The 15558-nt window shown below is 72.5% G+C and carries 13 protein-coding genes and 1 pseudogene; 9 read left to right on the top strand and 5 right to left on the bottom strand.

Annotated elements, in window-relative coordinates:
* Positions 1–517: 517 nt before the first annotated feature.
* From J2S44_RS12770 to J2S44_RS12755, 4 genes are all read right to left on the bottom strand, one after another.
* Positions 518–1741, bottom strand: a complete 1224-nt coding sequence (locus tag J2S44_RS12770) for an MFS transporter (RefSeq protein ID WP_310412488.1) — start codon at positions 1739–1741, stop codon at positions 518–520.
* A 19-nt stretch (positions 1742–1760) separates the two neighbouring features.
* A complete protein-coding gene (locus J2S44_RS12765) occupies positions 1761–2336 on the bottom strand; it encodes an isochorismatase family protein (protein WP_310412485.1) in 576 nt (191 codons plus the stop codon).
* Between the two features lie 560 nt (positions 2337–2896).
* Positions 2897–4180: a nicotinate phosphoribosyltransferase gene (locus J2S44_RS12760; RefSeq protein ID WP_310412482.1), complete on the bottom strand. Its 1284-nt coding sequence runs from the start codon at positions 4178–4180 to the stop codon at positions 2897–2899.
* Between the two features lie 51 nt (positions 4181–4231).
* Complete coding sequence (locus J2S44_RS12755) at positions 4232–6883, bottom strand: LuxR C-terminal-related transcriptional regulator (protein WP_310412480.1); 2652 nt, start codon at positions 6881–6883, stop codon at positions 4232–4234.
* Between the two features lie 217 nt (positions 6884–7100).
* Here J2S44_RS12755 and J2S44_RS12750 point away from each other — a divergent pair, with 217 nt between their 5' ends.
* The 6 genes and pseudogenes from J2S44_RS12750 to J2S44_RS12725 all read left to right on the top strand — a co-directional run bounded on the left by J2S44_RS12750 (position 7101) and on the right by J2S44_RS12725 (position 11403).
* A complete protein-coding gene (locus J2S44_RS12750) occupies positions 7101–8591 on the top strand; it encodes a hypothetical protein (protein ID WP_310412477.1) in 1491 nt (496 codons plus the stop codon).
* A 58-nt stretch (positions 8592–8649) separates the two neighbouring features.
* Positions 8650–8940 (top strand): ATP-dependent Clp protease adapter ClpS, encoded by a 291-nt coding sequence (gene clpS, locus J2S44_RS12745; RefSeq protein WP_306838681.1) that lies wholly within the window; start codon positions 8650–8652, stop codon positions 8938–8940.
* A 16-nt stretch (positions 8941–8956) separates the two neighbouring features.
* On the top strand, positions 8957–9454 hold the full coding sequence (locus J2S44_RS12740) for a DUF2017 domain-containing protein (RefSeq protein ID WP_310412474.1): 498 nt from the start codon (positions 8957–8959) through the stop codon (positions 9452–9454).
* A gap of 63 nt (positions 9455–9517) precedes the next feature.
* Positions 9518–10034 (top strand): annotated as a pseudogene (locus tag J2S44_RS12735) (M67 family metallopeptidase).
* Positions 10035–10109: 75 nt separating this feature from the next.
* Complete coding sequence (locus J2S44_RS12730; protein ID WP_306838685.1) at positions 10110–10433, top strand: MoaD/ThiS family protein; 324 nt, start codon at positions 10110–10112, stop codon at positions 10431–10433.
* A 4-nt stretch (positions 10434–10437) separates the two neighbouring features.
* A complete protein-coding gene (locus J2S44_RS12725) occupies positions 10438–11403 on the top strand; it encodes a PLP-dependent cysteine synthase family protein (protein ID WP_310412472.1) in 966 nt (321 codons plus the stop codon).
* A gap of 83 nt (positions 11404–11486) precedes the next feature.
* Here J2S44_RS12725 and J2S44_RS12720 read toward each other — a convergent pair whose 3' ends face one another.
* The gene (locus J2S44_RS12720) at positions 11487–11867 is read right to left on the bottom strand and encodes a hypothetical protein (RefSeq protein ID WP_310412469.1); all 381 of its coding nucleotides are present in this window, start codon (positions 11865–11867) and stop codon (positions 11487–11489) included.
* Between the two features lie 301 nt (positions 11868–12168).
* Between J2S44_RS12720 and J2S44_RS12715 the strand changes: the two genes are divergently transcribed.
* The 3 genes from J2S44_RS12715 (at position 12169) to J2S44_RS12705 (ending at position 15420) form a co-directional block, all read left to right on the top strand.
* Positions 12169–12915 (top strand): MBL fold metallo-hydrolase, encoded by a 747-nt coding sequence (locus J2S44_RS12715; RefSeq protein ID WP_310412467.1) that lies wholly within the window; start codon positions 12169–12171, stop codon positions 12913–12915.
* Positions 12916–13010: 95 nt separating this feature from the next.
* Positions 13011–14156 carry a glycosyltransferase family 4 protein gene (locus J2S44_RS12710; protein WP_310412463.1) on the top strand — a complete coding sequence of 382 codons (1146 nt, stop codon included), beginning with the start codon at positions 13011–13013 and terminating at the stop codon, positions 14154–14156.
* A gap of 46 nt (positions 14157–14202) precedes the next feature.
* Positions 14203–15420, top strand: a complete 1218-nt coding sequence (locus tag J2S44_RS12705) for a glycosyltransferase (RefSeq protein WP_488193100.1) — start codon at positions 14203–14205, stop codon at positions 15418–15420.
* Positions 15421–15558 lie beyond the last annotated feature (138 nt).

Genomic DNA, 15558 nt, shown 5'->3' with positions numbered 1-15558 from the left:
GCGACGTCAGAGGTCGGCCGCCTCAGTCTCTGCGAACCACCCCGGTCCCGAGAGCATGGCCTCCGGCGGGGCCGACGGAACGCTCCACCTCAAGATCAAACGCACTCTCATGCCGCAGATAAGGCGTGGTCCGCCTCCCTGGCATCCGTTGCGGTGGGTAAGCGGTGGGTTGGTTGACGGAAGGCTCAGCTCGCCAGCAGGGGTGGCGCCCACACTCGGGAACATCGAAAGTGGCGAGGTTTTAGGGGTGCCGAGGTTCGGTCACATCTGGTGCCCGCGACTTACGAACAAAACCCGCGCACGTGCGCGGCCACACCGTGACGTGCGTGCGGTGTGGCCGTGACGGTGTGTCCGGCCGCACCGCGACGCGTGCCGGGTTGGCATCGGCACCACGCGGCGTGTGGTGCGCTGTGATCGAGCCCTACGCAGTTGCCTCGCATGTGACGCCACCGCGACGGGTGGCGTCACGCATCGCGCGTCGCGTGGAGGGCGGTGCGTGGTGGGCGGGCGGTCGTGGTCAGGCCTTGGTGGGGAGGGGAGCGGGCGCGCTCTCGGCGCGTTCGTGGGCGTGGGGCGGGCGGGCGCGGAGCACGACCGGGAGTGCGGCCAGTGCGATCAGCAGGCCCGTGAATCCGACTGCGGCGAAGCCCCAGCCGCCGCCGAAGGAGTCGATGACCGCGCCGGTCAGGGGGGCGCCGACGGCCATGCCGACGGTCAGTGATGAGCCGTGCAGGCCGAGTGCCTCGCCGCGGGCGGCGGCGGGGGCGAGCAGGCTGACCTGTTCGGTGGTGGCGGTGAGCGTGGGGGCGCAGAGTATGCCGGCCGGGATCAGCGCCAGTGCGAGCAGCCACCAGGTGTCACCGGCGAGGCCGACCGGGATGGTGAGTGCGCTGAGCCCGGCGAGCAGGGCGACCGCGCCGAGCGGGCGGGGCAGTGTGCCGTAGACGAAGCCGCCGGCCAGCGATGCGGCGGCCCAGACGCCGAGTACCAGGCCGGTCCAGCCGACCTCGCCGCCGTCGCGGAGCACGGCGACGGTGGCCACGTCCGTGCCGGCGAGCACCAGCGTGGAGGCGGCGGCGATCGCGTACGCCATCAGCATGGGTGGGCGCAGCCAGGCGCGGCGTGGGACGGCCGGCGCGTCCGAGGCCGGGGTCTCGTGCGCGGCGCGGATCGGCGGGTTCAGCAGGACCAGCAGCACGGAGGAGACGGCCAGGCCGCCGCCGATCGCGATCATGGCGGCGGTCGGTGAGACCGTGGTGGCGAGCAGCACCGCGCCGGCCGGGCCGGCCATGTAGGACAGCTCGACCGTCATCGCGTCCAGCGAGAACGCCTGCCGCCGCTGCTCCTCCGGCACCATCGCGGTCAGCGACTGCCGGATGATCGAGAACGCGGGCAGCGTGAGCAGGCCACCGACGGCCGCGGCGCCCAGCAGCCAGGCGAACGGCAGTTGCGGCGACAGCAGCCAGAACGCACTGCCGGCCACGCCGGTGAGCACGATGACCGGCCGCATGCCGACGCGATCGGCCCAGCGGCCGAGCCACGGCGCGCCGACCGCGCTGCCCACGGTCATCGCGGCGCCGACCAGGCCGGCCGCCGCGTAGCCCCGGCCCTGCTCGTCGACCACGTGCAGGGTCAGCGCCATCGAGGTCGCGGTGATCGGGATCCGGGCGAGGAAGCCGATCAGCAACAGCGCGACCACGCCGCGCAGCCGTAACACACTGCCGTACGCCCGGAGACCCATGCGGCCATGCTCGCGCCTGTTACGCCGGGATTACCACTGGTTTTCCGCTCAGCGTGACGGATGCCTCGGTCAGCTGCGCCAGCGCGCTCTCCGTGGTGGCGGGTGCTACGCCCGCGGTCAGGCCGAGCAGCACGGTGGTGTCGAAGCCGGCCGCGGCCGCGTCCAGCGCGGTGGCCCGCACGCAGTGGTCGGTGGCGATGCCGACCACGTCCACCGCGGTCACGTCGCGTTCGCGCAGCCAGCCGGCGAGCGTGGCGCCGTCCGGCGTGGCGCCCTCGAAGCCCGAGTACGCCGCCGCGTGCTGGCCCTTGTGGAAGACCGCCTCGACGCGCGAGGTGTCCAGCGCCGGGTGGAACTCGGAGCCGTCCGTGCCGACCACGCAGTGGGCCGGCCACGAGTCGACGAAATCCGGGTGCGCGGAGAAGTGCGCGCCCGGGTCGATGTGGTAGTCCTTCGTCGCCACCACGTGGTCCCACCCGCCGCCGGCCAGCGCCTCGGAGATGGCCGCGGCCACCCCGGCGCCGCCGTTCACGGCGAGCGAGCCGCCCTCGCAGAAGTCGTTCTGCACGTCGACGATGATCAGAGCACGGGACATGACACACCTTCTCAGAAATGGGAACCGGCTAGCGTTTCGTCACGTTTCGAAGGAACCGATCACAATCTTGCTTTTCCCGCTCTCGGCGTGGCCGCTTTCCGCATGCTCCCGCGGGCAAACCTCGCCGAGGGCTCCGGCTCCGCTGGCGCTCCGCTCCGCCCGCGGCATCGGAGCCGGTCCCGCGGTGGCCGGGTGAGACCCCGCGGTCTCCGCCGCCGCCCGCGACGTGCCCCGCGGCTCGAGTCCCGGCCGGTCGCGACCCGCGGCGGTTCCGCGACCCGCGGCGGTTCCGCGACCCGCGGCGGTTCCGCGACCCGCGGCGGTCACGAAGCCCGTGGCAATCATGCGGCCCGTGGCGGTCACGAAGCCCGTGGCGGTCACGTGGCCCGCGGTGGAAGCCGCGAGCAGCGGTGATGTCGCGTGGCTCGAGGCCCGGCCGCCCGCGGGACGTGCAGGGAGGAGCGCCGGCGACGACCGGTGCCCGCGGGAGCATGCGGACCGCGACCACGCCGGAAGCGGGAAGAAGGCCTGCACGGTTTGGTTTTCGTGGTCGGGTGCGGTCAGGCGGCCGAGACCATGACGACCGGGATCGCGGGGTCGCCGGCCGAGAGCTTGAGGCCCTCCCACGGGATGGAGATCAGGCACTGCCGGAGGTGCTCGCGCGCGTCGGCGAGCGACGGCACGTCCAGGAACTCGCCGTTCGCCACGTAAGAGTGCTGCAGCAGCCGGTCGTTGGGCAGGTGGTCCGGCACGCCCTGGGACACGACGATCTCCTCGGTGGCGGTGCCGGTGGGCTTGTGCCGGCGCACCGCGGTCTTCCGGCCGCCGACCGTGCGCTTGTTCTCCGAGCGCTTCACGACCGGCCGGCCCTCGACCTCGACCAGCTTGTAGACCAGCCCGGCGGTGGGCGCGCCGGAACCGGTGACGACGGAGGTGCCGGCGCCGTAGATGTCGACCGGCTCGGCCGCGAGCGCGGCGATCGCGTACTCGTCCAGGTCGCCGGAGACGACGATCTTCGTTTCCGTGGCGCCGAGCGAGTCGAGCAGCTCGCGGGACTGCTGGGCGAGCACGGACAGGTCGCCGGAGTCGATCCGGACCGCGCGCAGTTCGGTGCCGGCCGCCTGGATCGCGTTGCGGATGCCCTGACTGATGTCGTACGTGTCGACGAGCAGCGTGGTGCCGGTGCCGAGCGCCTTGACCTGGGACGCGAACGCGGTCGGCTCGTCGTCGTGCAGCAGCGTGAACGCGTGCGCGGAGGTGCCCGCGGTCGGCACGCCGTAGCGCAGCCCGGCCGCCAGGTTGGAGGTGGCGGTGAAGCCGGCCAGGTACGCCGCGCGGGCCGCCGCGGTGGCCGCCTCCTCGTGGGTGCGCCGCGAGCCCATCTCGATCACGCTCCGGCCGCGGGCCGCGGTGACCATGCGGGTGGCCGCGGCCGCGATCGCGCAGTCGTGGTTGAGCACGGAGAGGATCAGCGTCTCCAGCACCACGCACTCGGCGAACGTGCCGGCCACGGTCAGGATCGGCGAGCCGGGGAAGAACAGTTCTCCCTCCGCGTACCCGTCGATGTCGCCCGTGAAGCGGTATGCGGAGAGCCAGGCGGCGGTCGGCTCGTCGACCACGTTCGTGCGGCGCAGGAACGCGATCTCGTCCGGGTCGAAGCGGAAGTCCTTGATCATCTCGATCAGGCGGGTGGTGCCGGCGACCACGCCGTAGCGCCGGCCGGTCGGTAACCGCCTCGCGAAGACCTCGAACACGCACTGACGGTCGGCGGTGCCGTCGCTCAGGGCCGCGCTGATCATCGTCAGCTCGTAGTGGTCGGTCAGCAGCGAGGTGGTAGCAGTCACGTCGTTCAGCGTATGCCACCCGGCCCGGGTTAGCGCTGTGAGGAGTCTAACTCATTCTGAGATCGATTGAAGCGCGACCGGTAGCTCCGCGCGCCCGGTGACGCCGAGCTTCACGTAGACGCGCTGCAGATGGTTCTCCACCGTCCGGGCGGAGAGGAACAGCTGCTCCGCGATCTCCTTGCTCGGCGTGCCGATCGCGGCCAGCTCCGCGACCTGCCGTTCGCGCTCGGTCAGCCGCACGCGGTCGACGCGCAGCGCGGGCGTGTCGATCAGCTGGCAGCGCTGCTTCAGCTCGGCCAGCCTCGTGTTGATCAGCTGGGTCTGCGGCGAACGCTGGTCGCGCAGGAGCCGGGCCGCGGTCGCGGTCGCCTCCGCCGCGTAGAGCAGGAAGTCCTGCCGGGCGAACTGATCCGCGACCCAGAGCAGCTCCGCCTCGGCCGCGCCGGCCGCGGCCTTCGCGTGCCGGGAGAACAGCGACGGCATCGGGCCGCCGACCTGCCGGGCCAGCTCGGCGAGCCGCTCCGCGACCGTGGTCAGGCCGCCGTCCGGCAGTGACAGCGGCAGGGCCGGGAAGCCGAGCCGGACCAGGTCGTGCAGCGCGTACAGCTCGTGGCCGGCCATCCGGTCGTCGCGCAGCCGCTCGGCCAGCCGCCGCAGCGTGTCCACCGCCCCGGCCAGGTCGCCGGCGGACGCGAGCGTCCAGGCGCGGGCCTGTTCCCGCCACGGATAGAGCACGAGCATGTTGGTGCCGTGGGTACGGTCGGAGTCCGCCATCGCCTCGGCCGCGAGCGCCGCCTCGCCGCGCAGTGCGGCCGCCATCGCGCGTTCCGCGTGCGCGAGCCCGGCGAAGACCTTGCTGGCCGCCAGCATCGCGCAGGCCTGGAGGCTGTGCCGCAGCGCGTCCCCGGTCTGCCCGCGCAGCCGGGCCGCCTGGGCGCGCAGCACCGACACGTATCCCGAGCCGAGCCGGAACTCGCCCGCGTCGGCCAGGTCCGCGAACTCGTCCGCGACGATCTCGTCGATGCTGCGCAGGTCGCCGCCGAGGATGAGCCGGGTGCCGCGGCCGAGCTCCATCGCGACCTTGATGTACGGCATCTCGTTCTGCCAGGACGCCAGGTCCGCGACCACCCGGGACGCGGCCCGGTCGCTGTCGGCCAGCTCGCCGCGGGCGGCGCGCAGATGGGTCAGCATGCTGTAGACCAGCGCGCGGCTGATCCCGTCGGTGGCCGGGCGGTCCAGCACGGCGCGGCCGATGTTCAGCGCGTCCTCGTGGTCCATCTGGTGGAAGCGCATCATCGACTCGAACGCGCGGAGCCGGGAGCGGTGGTTGGCGTCCTTCAGCCCGCCGACCGCCTCGGCGACCTCCGTGATCGTCTTCTCCCGGCTCAGCCCCCAGAAGCAGATCAGCGCGCGTGCCGAGTACCACCGGGTCTTCTTCTCGTCGGTGTCCGCCTCGTGCCAGACCGACTCGATCACCTGCAGTGCGTCGTCCGGCTGGTCGGCGAACATCAGCAGCGTGGCCAGCAGCTCCGCGGCCGGGAAGCCACCGCCCGCGTCCACCGCGGCCTTGGACAGGCGCAGCGCGAGCGGCACGTCGAACCGGCTGTACGCCTGCATGCCGGCGCCGAGCAGCAGCGCCGGGTCCTTCGCGGTGCCGGAGTCGAGCCGCCACACCGCGACCCGGAGCAGGTCGTCGCGGCGGCGCGCGCCGACGCCCTCGACCGCGTCCGCGAGCTGCGCGGTGAGCCGGCGGCTGCGGCTGACCGGGCAGCGGCGGCGGACCACCTCGCCGTACAGCGGATGGGCCAGCCGCACGTCGTGCCGCCGGTCGTCGGAGGTGACCCGGATCAGGCCGCGCTCCTCGGCGACCTCCACCTCGGCGGGCCGCACTATCTTGGTCAGCAGGTCCAGGCCGAGCGGCTCGCCGAGCGCGACCAGCTCCACCGCGGTCCGCACGTCCGGGCTGAGCCGGCCGATCCGGGTGTCGATCAGGTCGGTCAGATCCGGTGCCAGCTCCAGCCTGCCGGTCCACCGCCACACGCCGAAGTGCTCGGTCATCTCGTCGCCGGCCTGCGCCGCGATCACCAGCTCGCGGAGGAACAGCGCGTTGCCCAGGCACATCCGCCACAGCCGCTCCGCGGACGCGGACTCGATCTCGCCGCCGAGCATCTCGCCCAGCATGTGCGTGGTGTCCGCGATGGTCAGCGGCGACAGTTCCGCGTGATCCACCAGGTCGTCGGTCCACAGTGCGCGGATCGGCAGCGGCACCGGTTCCCCGCTGCGCAGCGTGCCGAGCACGGTGGCGTGGCCGGAGCGCGCGATCAGGTAGACCAGCGCGGCCGAGGTGGGATCCAGCAGGTGCGCGTCGTCGATCGCGAGCACGATCGGGCGGCCGACCGCGCGCTCCACCAGCGAGTCCATCGCCCAGCGGAGCAGCCCGGCCGGTGACAGGCCGACCGGCTGGTCGGCGGGCAGCACCTGGGCCAGGCCGCCGAAGGGCAGACCCGCGGTGGCGATGTTCGCCGACGCGTACCACGTCGCGTAACCGTCGCGCGGAAGGACGTCGACTCCCTCACGGAGAAGTCGACTCTTGCCAATACCGGCGCTACCGCTGAAAATGAGGCCGCGTTCGCCTCCGCTGGTGGCGGCGGCGACGAGGCGCTGCAACTCCTGGGTCCGGCCGACGAAGCTCCACGGACGCACCCGAGCAGCATATAGACCGGGCACGGCTCCGCACAGTTACCGTAACGGCGGAATTGAGTAATGATCCACGAGTCCATTGAGTACCGCGGGAGCTGTGGCGTAAGCGCGCGTTCACGTACCGTCTTCCCCAGCCGCGGCCCGCACCGTGCCGTGGCCTGCCGCGAGGCTCACCGTGCCGCGGCCTGAATCCGGCGACCATTCGTTGAGGAGCCGCACCATGCAGCAGAGCGGGCCGACGCAGCAGAACGGGCCGATCCCGGCGCGGAACACCGCGCCGCCGGCGCCGAGGCAGCGGAGGTCGTCACGCCCGCGGCCCGCGCAGCCCGAGCCGGTCCCGGACGAGCCGATCGCGCTGATGATCGTCGGCGCGCGGGACAGCGGCCGTGGCGGCGTGCTCGGCGCGCTGCTCGACTCGGCCGGCCCGCTGCTCGACCGGCCGGACGACAGCTACCTGGTCGTGACGTACGGGCACAGCCGGGACGTCTGCGCCTACGTGCCGGGCAACCGCCAGCCGCAGCCGTTCACGCCGCCACCGCCGGGCGAGGAGTCCGGTGCCCGGCCGCCGCGCCGCATCGAGCTGACCCTGCCGAACCCGCTGCTGCGCCACTTCGCGCTGATCGACACGCCGGACGCGGAGCACCTGTCCGCCGCCGGCACCCGGATCCTGCTCGACGCGGCGAACCGCGGCGGCGCCGTGCTCTACGTCGTCTCCGCCGGGCACGAGCTGCTGCCGGCCGAGGTCACGCTCATCGCCGAGCTGCACCGGGCCGGCGTGGAGCTGTTCTTCGCGCTCACCCCGGCCGCGGACGGCACCTGGGGCGACGGCACCATCGAGACGGCCATCAGCGACGCGCGCGACGCCGTGATCGCGGCCGTCCCGGCCACCTCGGACGCCGGCTGGCACACGGTCGACCCGGCCGTGGCCGACACCGCTTACCTGCGCCGTGCGCTGATCGAGTGGTCCGGCCTGGAGGGCCTGGAGCGGGCCAGCTACAACCCGCCGGTGCCGCCCGGCTCCGGCCGGGTCGTGCGGGTCGCCGCGGACGCGGAGCGCTCCGGCTGGACCGAGCGGCTCGACGACATGATCCGGACGAACACGCAGCTCGTCCGGCAGCGGCTGGCCATCGAGATCGCCAACATCCACCTGCGCTGCGTGCAGGAGATCGTCTTCGGCGGCGGCTGTCCCGGGCTGCCCGGTGCGCTGGACCGCGAGACGGCGGCGCTGTCGCTGTCCGCGGTGGCCGAGTGCGACGCCGCGGTCGAGAAGATCATCGACGACCTGCTGGAGCTGGTCCTGGAGGAGCCGGCCACCGAGGCGGCGCGCCGCCGGGTGATCGCGGCGGTCCGGGACGGGTTCGCCGACGACCGGGCCGCCCGCGACCTGGAGCGGGTGCTGCTGGTGACGAACACCGGCGGGGTGGCGACGGTGGCCGGCGAGGGCGCGGTCGCGGCGCTGGCGGCGTACCAGACGCCCGGGATCCCGCGTCCGCTGCCAGGACTCGGGATCGGGCTGTCCGGCGCCTGCTACACGTACTGGCGGCATCCGGCGAACCGCGACAACAACCGTGCCCGCTCCTGGCTGCAGCTGGCCATCCGCGGCGTCGAGCTGGAGTTGCTGCGCGAGGTCAGCCGCCGTTTCGAGGCGGTGCAGCGCTCGCTCGCGGCGGTGCTGACGGACGCCGTCGACCACGGCATTCTGCTGAGTTGAGCGACTCGTCGTTCGGTCGGTTCCTCACCACAGCGGACTCGGTGGCACGATGGGGGACATGGCGGCGCCGCAGATCGCACCGGTCGAAACGCCAGACATCGAAGAGCTCCCGGTCGAGGACCGTCCGTGGGTAACGATCGTCTGGGATGATCCGGTCAATCTCATGACGTATGTGACCTGGGTTTTCCAGAAGCTGTTCGGATACAGCCGAGAGAAGGCCGAGGAGCTGATGCTGGCGGTCCACCACAAGGGCCGGGCGGTGGTCTCGACCGGCGCCCGGGAGCGGATGGAACACGATGCCTCCCAACTGCATGCCTATGGTTTGTGGGCGACGGTGGACCGGCAGTGACGGGAGGACGGTGAGCATGTTCCGGCGCCAGGGCACGCAGTGCGTGGCCAGCTTCGCCCAGGACGAGGTGCGCGTGCTGCGCAAGGTCGCGAGCGAGGTCGTGGGCCTGCTCACGGACGGCTTCGACCACGACGACCCGGTCGTCGACCGGCTCTTCCCGGCGATCTACCCGGACCAGCCCGCGGAGAGCGAGGAGGTCCGGCGGTACACCGAGGGAGACCTCAAGACCGCGAAGATCGACCAGGCCGGCGCGATCCTCGCCGGCCTGCCCTCCGAGGGCGGCGGCGACGTCTCGCTGGACGCGGAGGAGGCCGAGGCCTGGCTGCGCGCGATCAACGACGCGCGGCTGGCGATGGGCATCCGGCTGGAGATCAAGCCGGAGACCGACCTGGGCGAGGAGCTGGACGACGCGGTGCTGCACGACCCCACGTCGACCCGGGTGTTCCAGCTCTCGGTCTACGCGTACCTGGGCTACCTGCAGGAGTCGCTGCTGCACGCGCTGATCGAGGGGTGAGCGCGGCGTGACGGGCGCCACGGGCCCCTCCGGGGGTCCGTGGGGCGGGGTAAAGTGGCCGTCGTGCTGACCATTGACCGGGCGATCCTCGACGCGATCGTCGCCCACGCCCGCCGGGATCACCCGGACGAGGCGTGTGGCGTGGTCGCCGGCCCGGCCGGCAGCGACCGGCCGGTGCGGCACATCCCGATGGACAACGCGGCCCGGTCGATGACGTTCTACGAGTTCGACTCGATGGAGCAGCTGCGGGTCTGGCGCGAGATGGACGACCGCGACGAGGAGCCGGTGGTCATCTACCACTCGCACACCGCCACGGAGGCGTTCCCGTCCCGCACCGACATCTCCTTCGCCGGCGAGCCCGGCGCGCACTACCTGCTGGTCTCGACGCGCGAGCCCGACTCCGAGGAGATCCGGTCGTTCCGCATCGTGGACGGTGAGGTGACCGAGGAGCCGGTCGAGGTGCGGGATGGCACCATTGAATCCATGGAGCTGATGCCCCATGGTGCCTGATCCCCACGCCGTCCAGACGTACATGTTCGGCCAGAGTCCGACGACGGTCGATTACGAGTGTCGGCGCTGATCCTGCGCGCCCCGGAACCGTAATCGCTTCCATTCAATCGTCGTCTGTCGATTCTTCCTTCAGGAGTACGCCATCATGGCCATCGAAGTTCGCATCCCCACCATCCTGCGCTCCTACACCGGCGGCGCGAAGGTCGTCGAGGGCTCCGGCGACACGCTCGCCGACCTGCTCACCGACCTCGACTCGCGCCACTCCGGCATCCGCGGCCGCCTGGTCACGCCGGAGGGCACGCTGCACCGGTTCGTGAACATCTACGTCAACGACGAGGACGTGCGCTTCCTCGGCGGTCTCGAGGCCAAGCTCTCCGACGGCGCGTCCGTCACCGTGCTCCCGGCCGTGGCCGGTGGCGCGTTCGGCTTCGCGGCCGCTGCCGCGCTGCTCGGCCACAACGGCCGATAACGACATGGCGCGGTACGACAGCCTGCTGGACCTCGGTGGCGACACGCCGCTGATCGGACTGCCTCGCCTGTCGCCGGTGGTGCCCGAGGGGGCGCCACCGGTCCGCCTGTGGGCGAAGCTGGAGGATCGCAATCCCACCGGCAGCGTCAAGGACCGCGCCGCCGCGTTCATGATCCGGGCGGCCGAGGAGGCCGGCCGGATCCGTCCGGGTGACACGATCCTGGAGCCGACCAGCGGCAACACCGGCATCTCGCTGGCCATGGTGGCGAAGCTGCGCGGTTACCGCCTGGTCTGCGTGATGCCGGAGAACGTCTCCGCCGAGCGCACCCAGCTGCTGCGGATGTACGGCGCGGAGATCATCTTCTCGCCCGCGGCCGGCGGCTCGAACCAGGCGGTGGCCACCGCGAAGCAGATCGCGGCCGAGCACCCCGACTGGGTGATGCTCTACCAGTACGGCAACGAGGCGAACGCCCGCGCCCACTACGAGACCACCGGCCCGGAGCTGCTGCGCGACCTGCCGTCGATCACACACTTCGTGGCCGGTCTCGGCACCACCGGCACGCTCATGGGCACCGGCCGCTACCTGCGGGAGAAGGTCGAGGGCATCGAGATCGTGGCCGCCGAGCCGCGCTACGGCGAGCTGGTCTACGGCCTGCGCAACCTCGACGAGGGGTACGTGCCGGAGCTCTACGACGCCACCGTGCTCACCCGCCGGTTCTCCGTCGGCACCCGCGACTCGGTGCTGCGCACGCGGCAGCTCGTCGAGGTCGAGGGGCTGTTCGCCGGGTTCTCCACCGGCGCGGTGCTGCACGCGGCGCTCAACGTCGCGCACGAGGCCGTGAAGGCGGGGCGGCGGGCCGACGTGGCGTTCCTGGTCGCCGACGGCGGCTGGAAGTACCTCTCCACCGGCGCCTACGGCGGCACCCTGGCCGAGGCCGAGGAGTCGCTCGAGGGTCAGCTCTGGGCCTGAGGCCCCGACGCCCCACCCGGTGAGTCCCACGTGTGCCGGGAGCGGGAGGACCGGACCCGGTCCTCCCGCTCCGCGGCGTGGGTCTACAGCAGCGGGGATGCCAGCAGCGCGGCCGTCGCCGCGGCGAGCATGATCCAGGGCAGCCGGCGGCGGTGGACCGACATGAAGGCGCCGACCGTGAATGCGATCCCGGTCACACCCACGGCGACCGTCGCGGGCTCGTGCCAGCCACCGGCCGTGTCCGCGACGAGCGCCGCGAGACCGCGCACCGCGACGGCCAGCCCGAACAGCGCGAGCGCCCCGGCCCAGCAGGAGAGCGTGAGCAGGCGCCGGGTGGACGGCTCCGGGTCGGTGTCCGCGGGCATGCGGAACGCCGGGCCGATGACCGGCGCGCGCCGCTGATCAGGCAGATCGGTGGTCTCCGTGAACATCGGGAGCCAGCCGGTGGTGGTGGCGTCGGGCACGTCGTTACTCCGATCTCGGAATGGACCTGTTGCCGCGCCGGGGGGAGACTCCTCACCCAGTGCAACGCCGCATGCGCACGCGGCGTAACGATGGCCGCGTCGGAGGGCCTCCGTGCGCTTATCGCAATCCGTTGTCACCTTCGTGACAAGTTCGATCAGACCTTTATGTGCCGCACTGGTCACGGCGTAGGCTGCGCAGCGTGGTGGATTCTCGGCGCGTGATCTCGGGCGAGGATCCGATCGAGCATCGGTTTTGGAATGACCAATCGTCGACAGCGCAGCGTGACAACGGGGTAGCAGAATGCGATTGACCGTGCTTGGCTGTGCCGGCAGTTTCCCCGGTCCCGAGTCGGCCTGCTCCGCGTACCTGCTCTCGGTCGACGGCTTCAACCTGCTGATCGACTTCGGCTCCGGCTCGATGAGCGCGCTCCAGCGCTACGCCGGCCTGCACTCGGTGAACGCGATCCTGATCAGCCACCTGCACTGCGACCACGTGCTGGACGCCTGCACCTACGTGGTGGCCCGGCGGTACGCGCCGGACGGCCCGCTGCCGCCGCTGCCGGTCTACGCGCCGGACGGCGCGCCGGACCGCATCGCCACCGCCTACAGCCTCGACGAGGGCCCGGTCGACGACGTCTACACGTTCTACAGCCTGCAGCCCGGCACGTTCCCGATCGGCCCGTTCTCGGTCACGGTCGACCGGGTCAACCATCCGATAGAAACGTACGGCGTGCGCGTCGAGCACGAGGGCCGGGTGCTGGCCTACTCGTCCGACACCGCGCCGTGCGACTCGCTGCTGCGGCTGGCCCAGGGCGCGGACGTGTTCCTCTGCGAGGCCAGCTACCTCGACGGCGTCGACAACCCGCCGGACCTCCACCTGACCGGGCGCGAGGCGGGCGAGATCGCGGACAAGGCCGCGGTCGGCCGGCTGTTGCTCACCCATCTGGTCGCGGCGTGGGGCAGCGAGGCGCTCACCCAGGACGCGGCGCAGGCCGCGTTCAACGGCCCGGTCGAGATCGTCCGTCCGGGCGCGCGTTACGAGATCTGAGCCATCGACCGCGGTGGCGTTTTCTTGTGCCAGAGTTCGCCGTCTGGACAACCGGCTTTCAGCTCCCGCACCGGACGTGACCGCACGGTGAGCCCATGCGTATCGCGATCATCACGGAGTCGTTCCTGCCGGATGTCAACGGCGTCGCGCACTCCGTCGTGCGCGTCGCGGAGCACCTCGTCAGCCAGGGGCACGAGCCGCTCGTCATCGCGCCCAACCCGGCGATGACGACCCGCCGCGTGCTGCCGGCCACCGACTATCCGGTGGTCCGGGTGGCGAGCTTCCCGATGCTGGGGTACAGGGACTTCCGCCTCGGACTCCCGGTGCCCAAGATTGCCGAGGCGCTCGATGCGCACCGACCGGACGTCGTGCACCTGGCCAGCCCGTTCTTCCTGGGCGGCCGCGGCTCGGTGCTCGCCGCCCAGCGTGGCCTGCCGACCGTCGCCGTCTACCAGACCGACGTGGCCGCGTACGCGCGCCTCTACAAGCTCGGCTGGGGCGAGGCCACGGCCTGGAAGTGGATCAGGCAGATCCACAACACCGCCGACCGTACGCTCGCGCCCTCCACCGCGTCCGCCGAGGCGCTCATCGCGCACGGCGTCTCCCGGGTCTGGCTGTGGCGGCGCGGCGTGGACGTCGAGCGGTTCCGCCCCGACCACCGGTCCGAACTGGTCCGTCGCGCGCTCGCGCCGAACGGTGAGCTGATCGTCGGCTACGTCGGCCGGCTCGCGGTCGAGAAGCGCGTCGACCTGCTGGCCGCGACGAGCCGCCTGCCCGGCGTGAAGGTGGTCATCGTCGGCGACGGGCCCGCGCGCAAGGAGCTGGAGAAGGCGGTGCCGGACGCGACCTTCCTCGGCGCTCGCCACGGCGAGCAGCTCGCCCGGCTGTACGCCAGCATGGACATCTTCGCGCACACCGGGCCGCACGAGACGTTCGGTCAGACCGTGCAGGAAGCGATGGCGTCCGGTCTGCCGGTCGTCGCGCCCGCGGTCGGCGGACCGGTCGATCTGGTCAAACCCGGTGTGACCGGCGAGCTGGTGCCGCCGGAGGACGCGGCCGCGCTCGCGGACGCGGTCGCCGGTCTGGTCGCGGACGACGAGCGGCGAGTCGAGTTCGGACGGGCCGCGCGGGCCACCGTGGCCCGCCGAAGCTGGGCGGCCGTTGGCGACGAACTGCTCGGGCATTACGCTGCCGTGGTCGCCGGTCCCGGTGTGCCGGCGCCCGTGCGGATCGCGGCCTGAGGCTGTGTCCATCCTGCACGCCAGCCCTGACCAGGAGGTTCTCCCGGTGTCGATCCCCGGCCAGCGCGCGTCGTCGGAACCCATGACGCCGCCGGGCGGTCTGCGCATCGTCCGGCTGGCGAACTTCGTCATGTCCCGCTCCGGGGGGTTGCGCACCGCGCTGCGCAACCTCGGCGAGGGCTACCGGGACGCCGGGCACGAGCCGATCCTGGTCGTGCCGGGCAAGAAGGCCGGCGACGAGATGACCTCCTACGGGCGCGTGATCACGCTGCCCGGCACCATGGTCCCGCGGACCGGTGGCTACCGGCTGATGCTCGGCCGCCGCCGGCTCGCCGCGGTGCTGGAGGGCCTGCGGCCGGACCGGCTGGAGGTCTCCGACCGCAGCACGCTCCGCTGGACCGGCGACTGGGCGAAGGCGCACGGCGTACCGTCGATGATGGTGTCGCACGAGAGCCTGGCCGGCCTGCTGCACGTGTGGGGGGTGCCGGCCGGCGCCGGCGGGCGCGCGGCCGACGTGCTGAACGCGCGCACCGCCCGCCAGTTCGACACGATCCTCTGCACCACCGCGTGGGCGGCTGCGGAGTTCAAGCGGATCGGCACGCCGAACCTGGTCGAGGTCCCCCTCGGGGTGGACCTCGACGGGTTCACCCCGAAGCACCACGACCCGGCGATCCGCGCCCGGTTCGCCCGGGACGACGAGGCGCTGCTCGTGCACTGCAGCCGCCTCTCCCCGGAGAAGCGGCCCGAGCTGGCGATCGACGCGCTCGCCGCGCTGCTCGCGTCCGGCGTCAAGGCGTCGCTGGTGGTGGTCGGCGACGGTCCGCGCCGTGCGGCACTGGCCTACAAGGCGGCGCGGCTGCCGGTCCGGTTCGCCGGCTTCATCAACGACCGCACCACCGTCGCCGGGCTGCTGGCCAGTGCGGACGTGGCGATCGCGCCCGGGCCGGTGGAGACGTTCGGCCTGGCCGCGCTGGAGGCGCTCGCCTGCGGCACGCCGGTGGTGGTCAACGCGGCCAGCGCGCTGCCCGAGGTGGTCGGCGACGCGGGCACGGCGGTGGCCGGCACCGGTGCGGCGTTCGCGGCGGGCGTGCGGGAGCTGCTGGAACGCCCCGAGGAGGAACGCCGGAAGGCCGCGCGGGCCCGGGCCGAGCAGTTCGGCTGGCCCGCCGCGATCGAGGGCTTCCTGCGCGCCCACGGCGCGCCGCGGCAGGCCGCGGCGCCGAACGCTCAGGAGACACCCGAGCCGACCACCCGGGACAACTGAGCGGAGACGCACGGGCACGTAAGCGGCCCGCGCGAGACACGTGAGCGGCCCGCGCGAGACACGTGAGCGGCCCGCGCGAGACACGTGAGCGGAGCGCTTGAGACACGCGAGCGGAGCGCTTGAGGGCCCGCGAGCGGA

The organism is Catenuloplanes niger, from assembly GCF_031458255.1.
Lineage (GTDB): Bacteria > Actinomycetota > Actinomycetes > Mycobacteriales > Micromonosporaceae > Catenuloplanes > Catenuloplanes niger.
The sequence above is the reverse complement of the archived record's forward strand: the minus strand, read 5'-3'. Positions and strand labels throughout refer to the sequence as shown.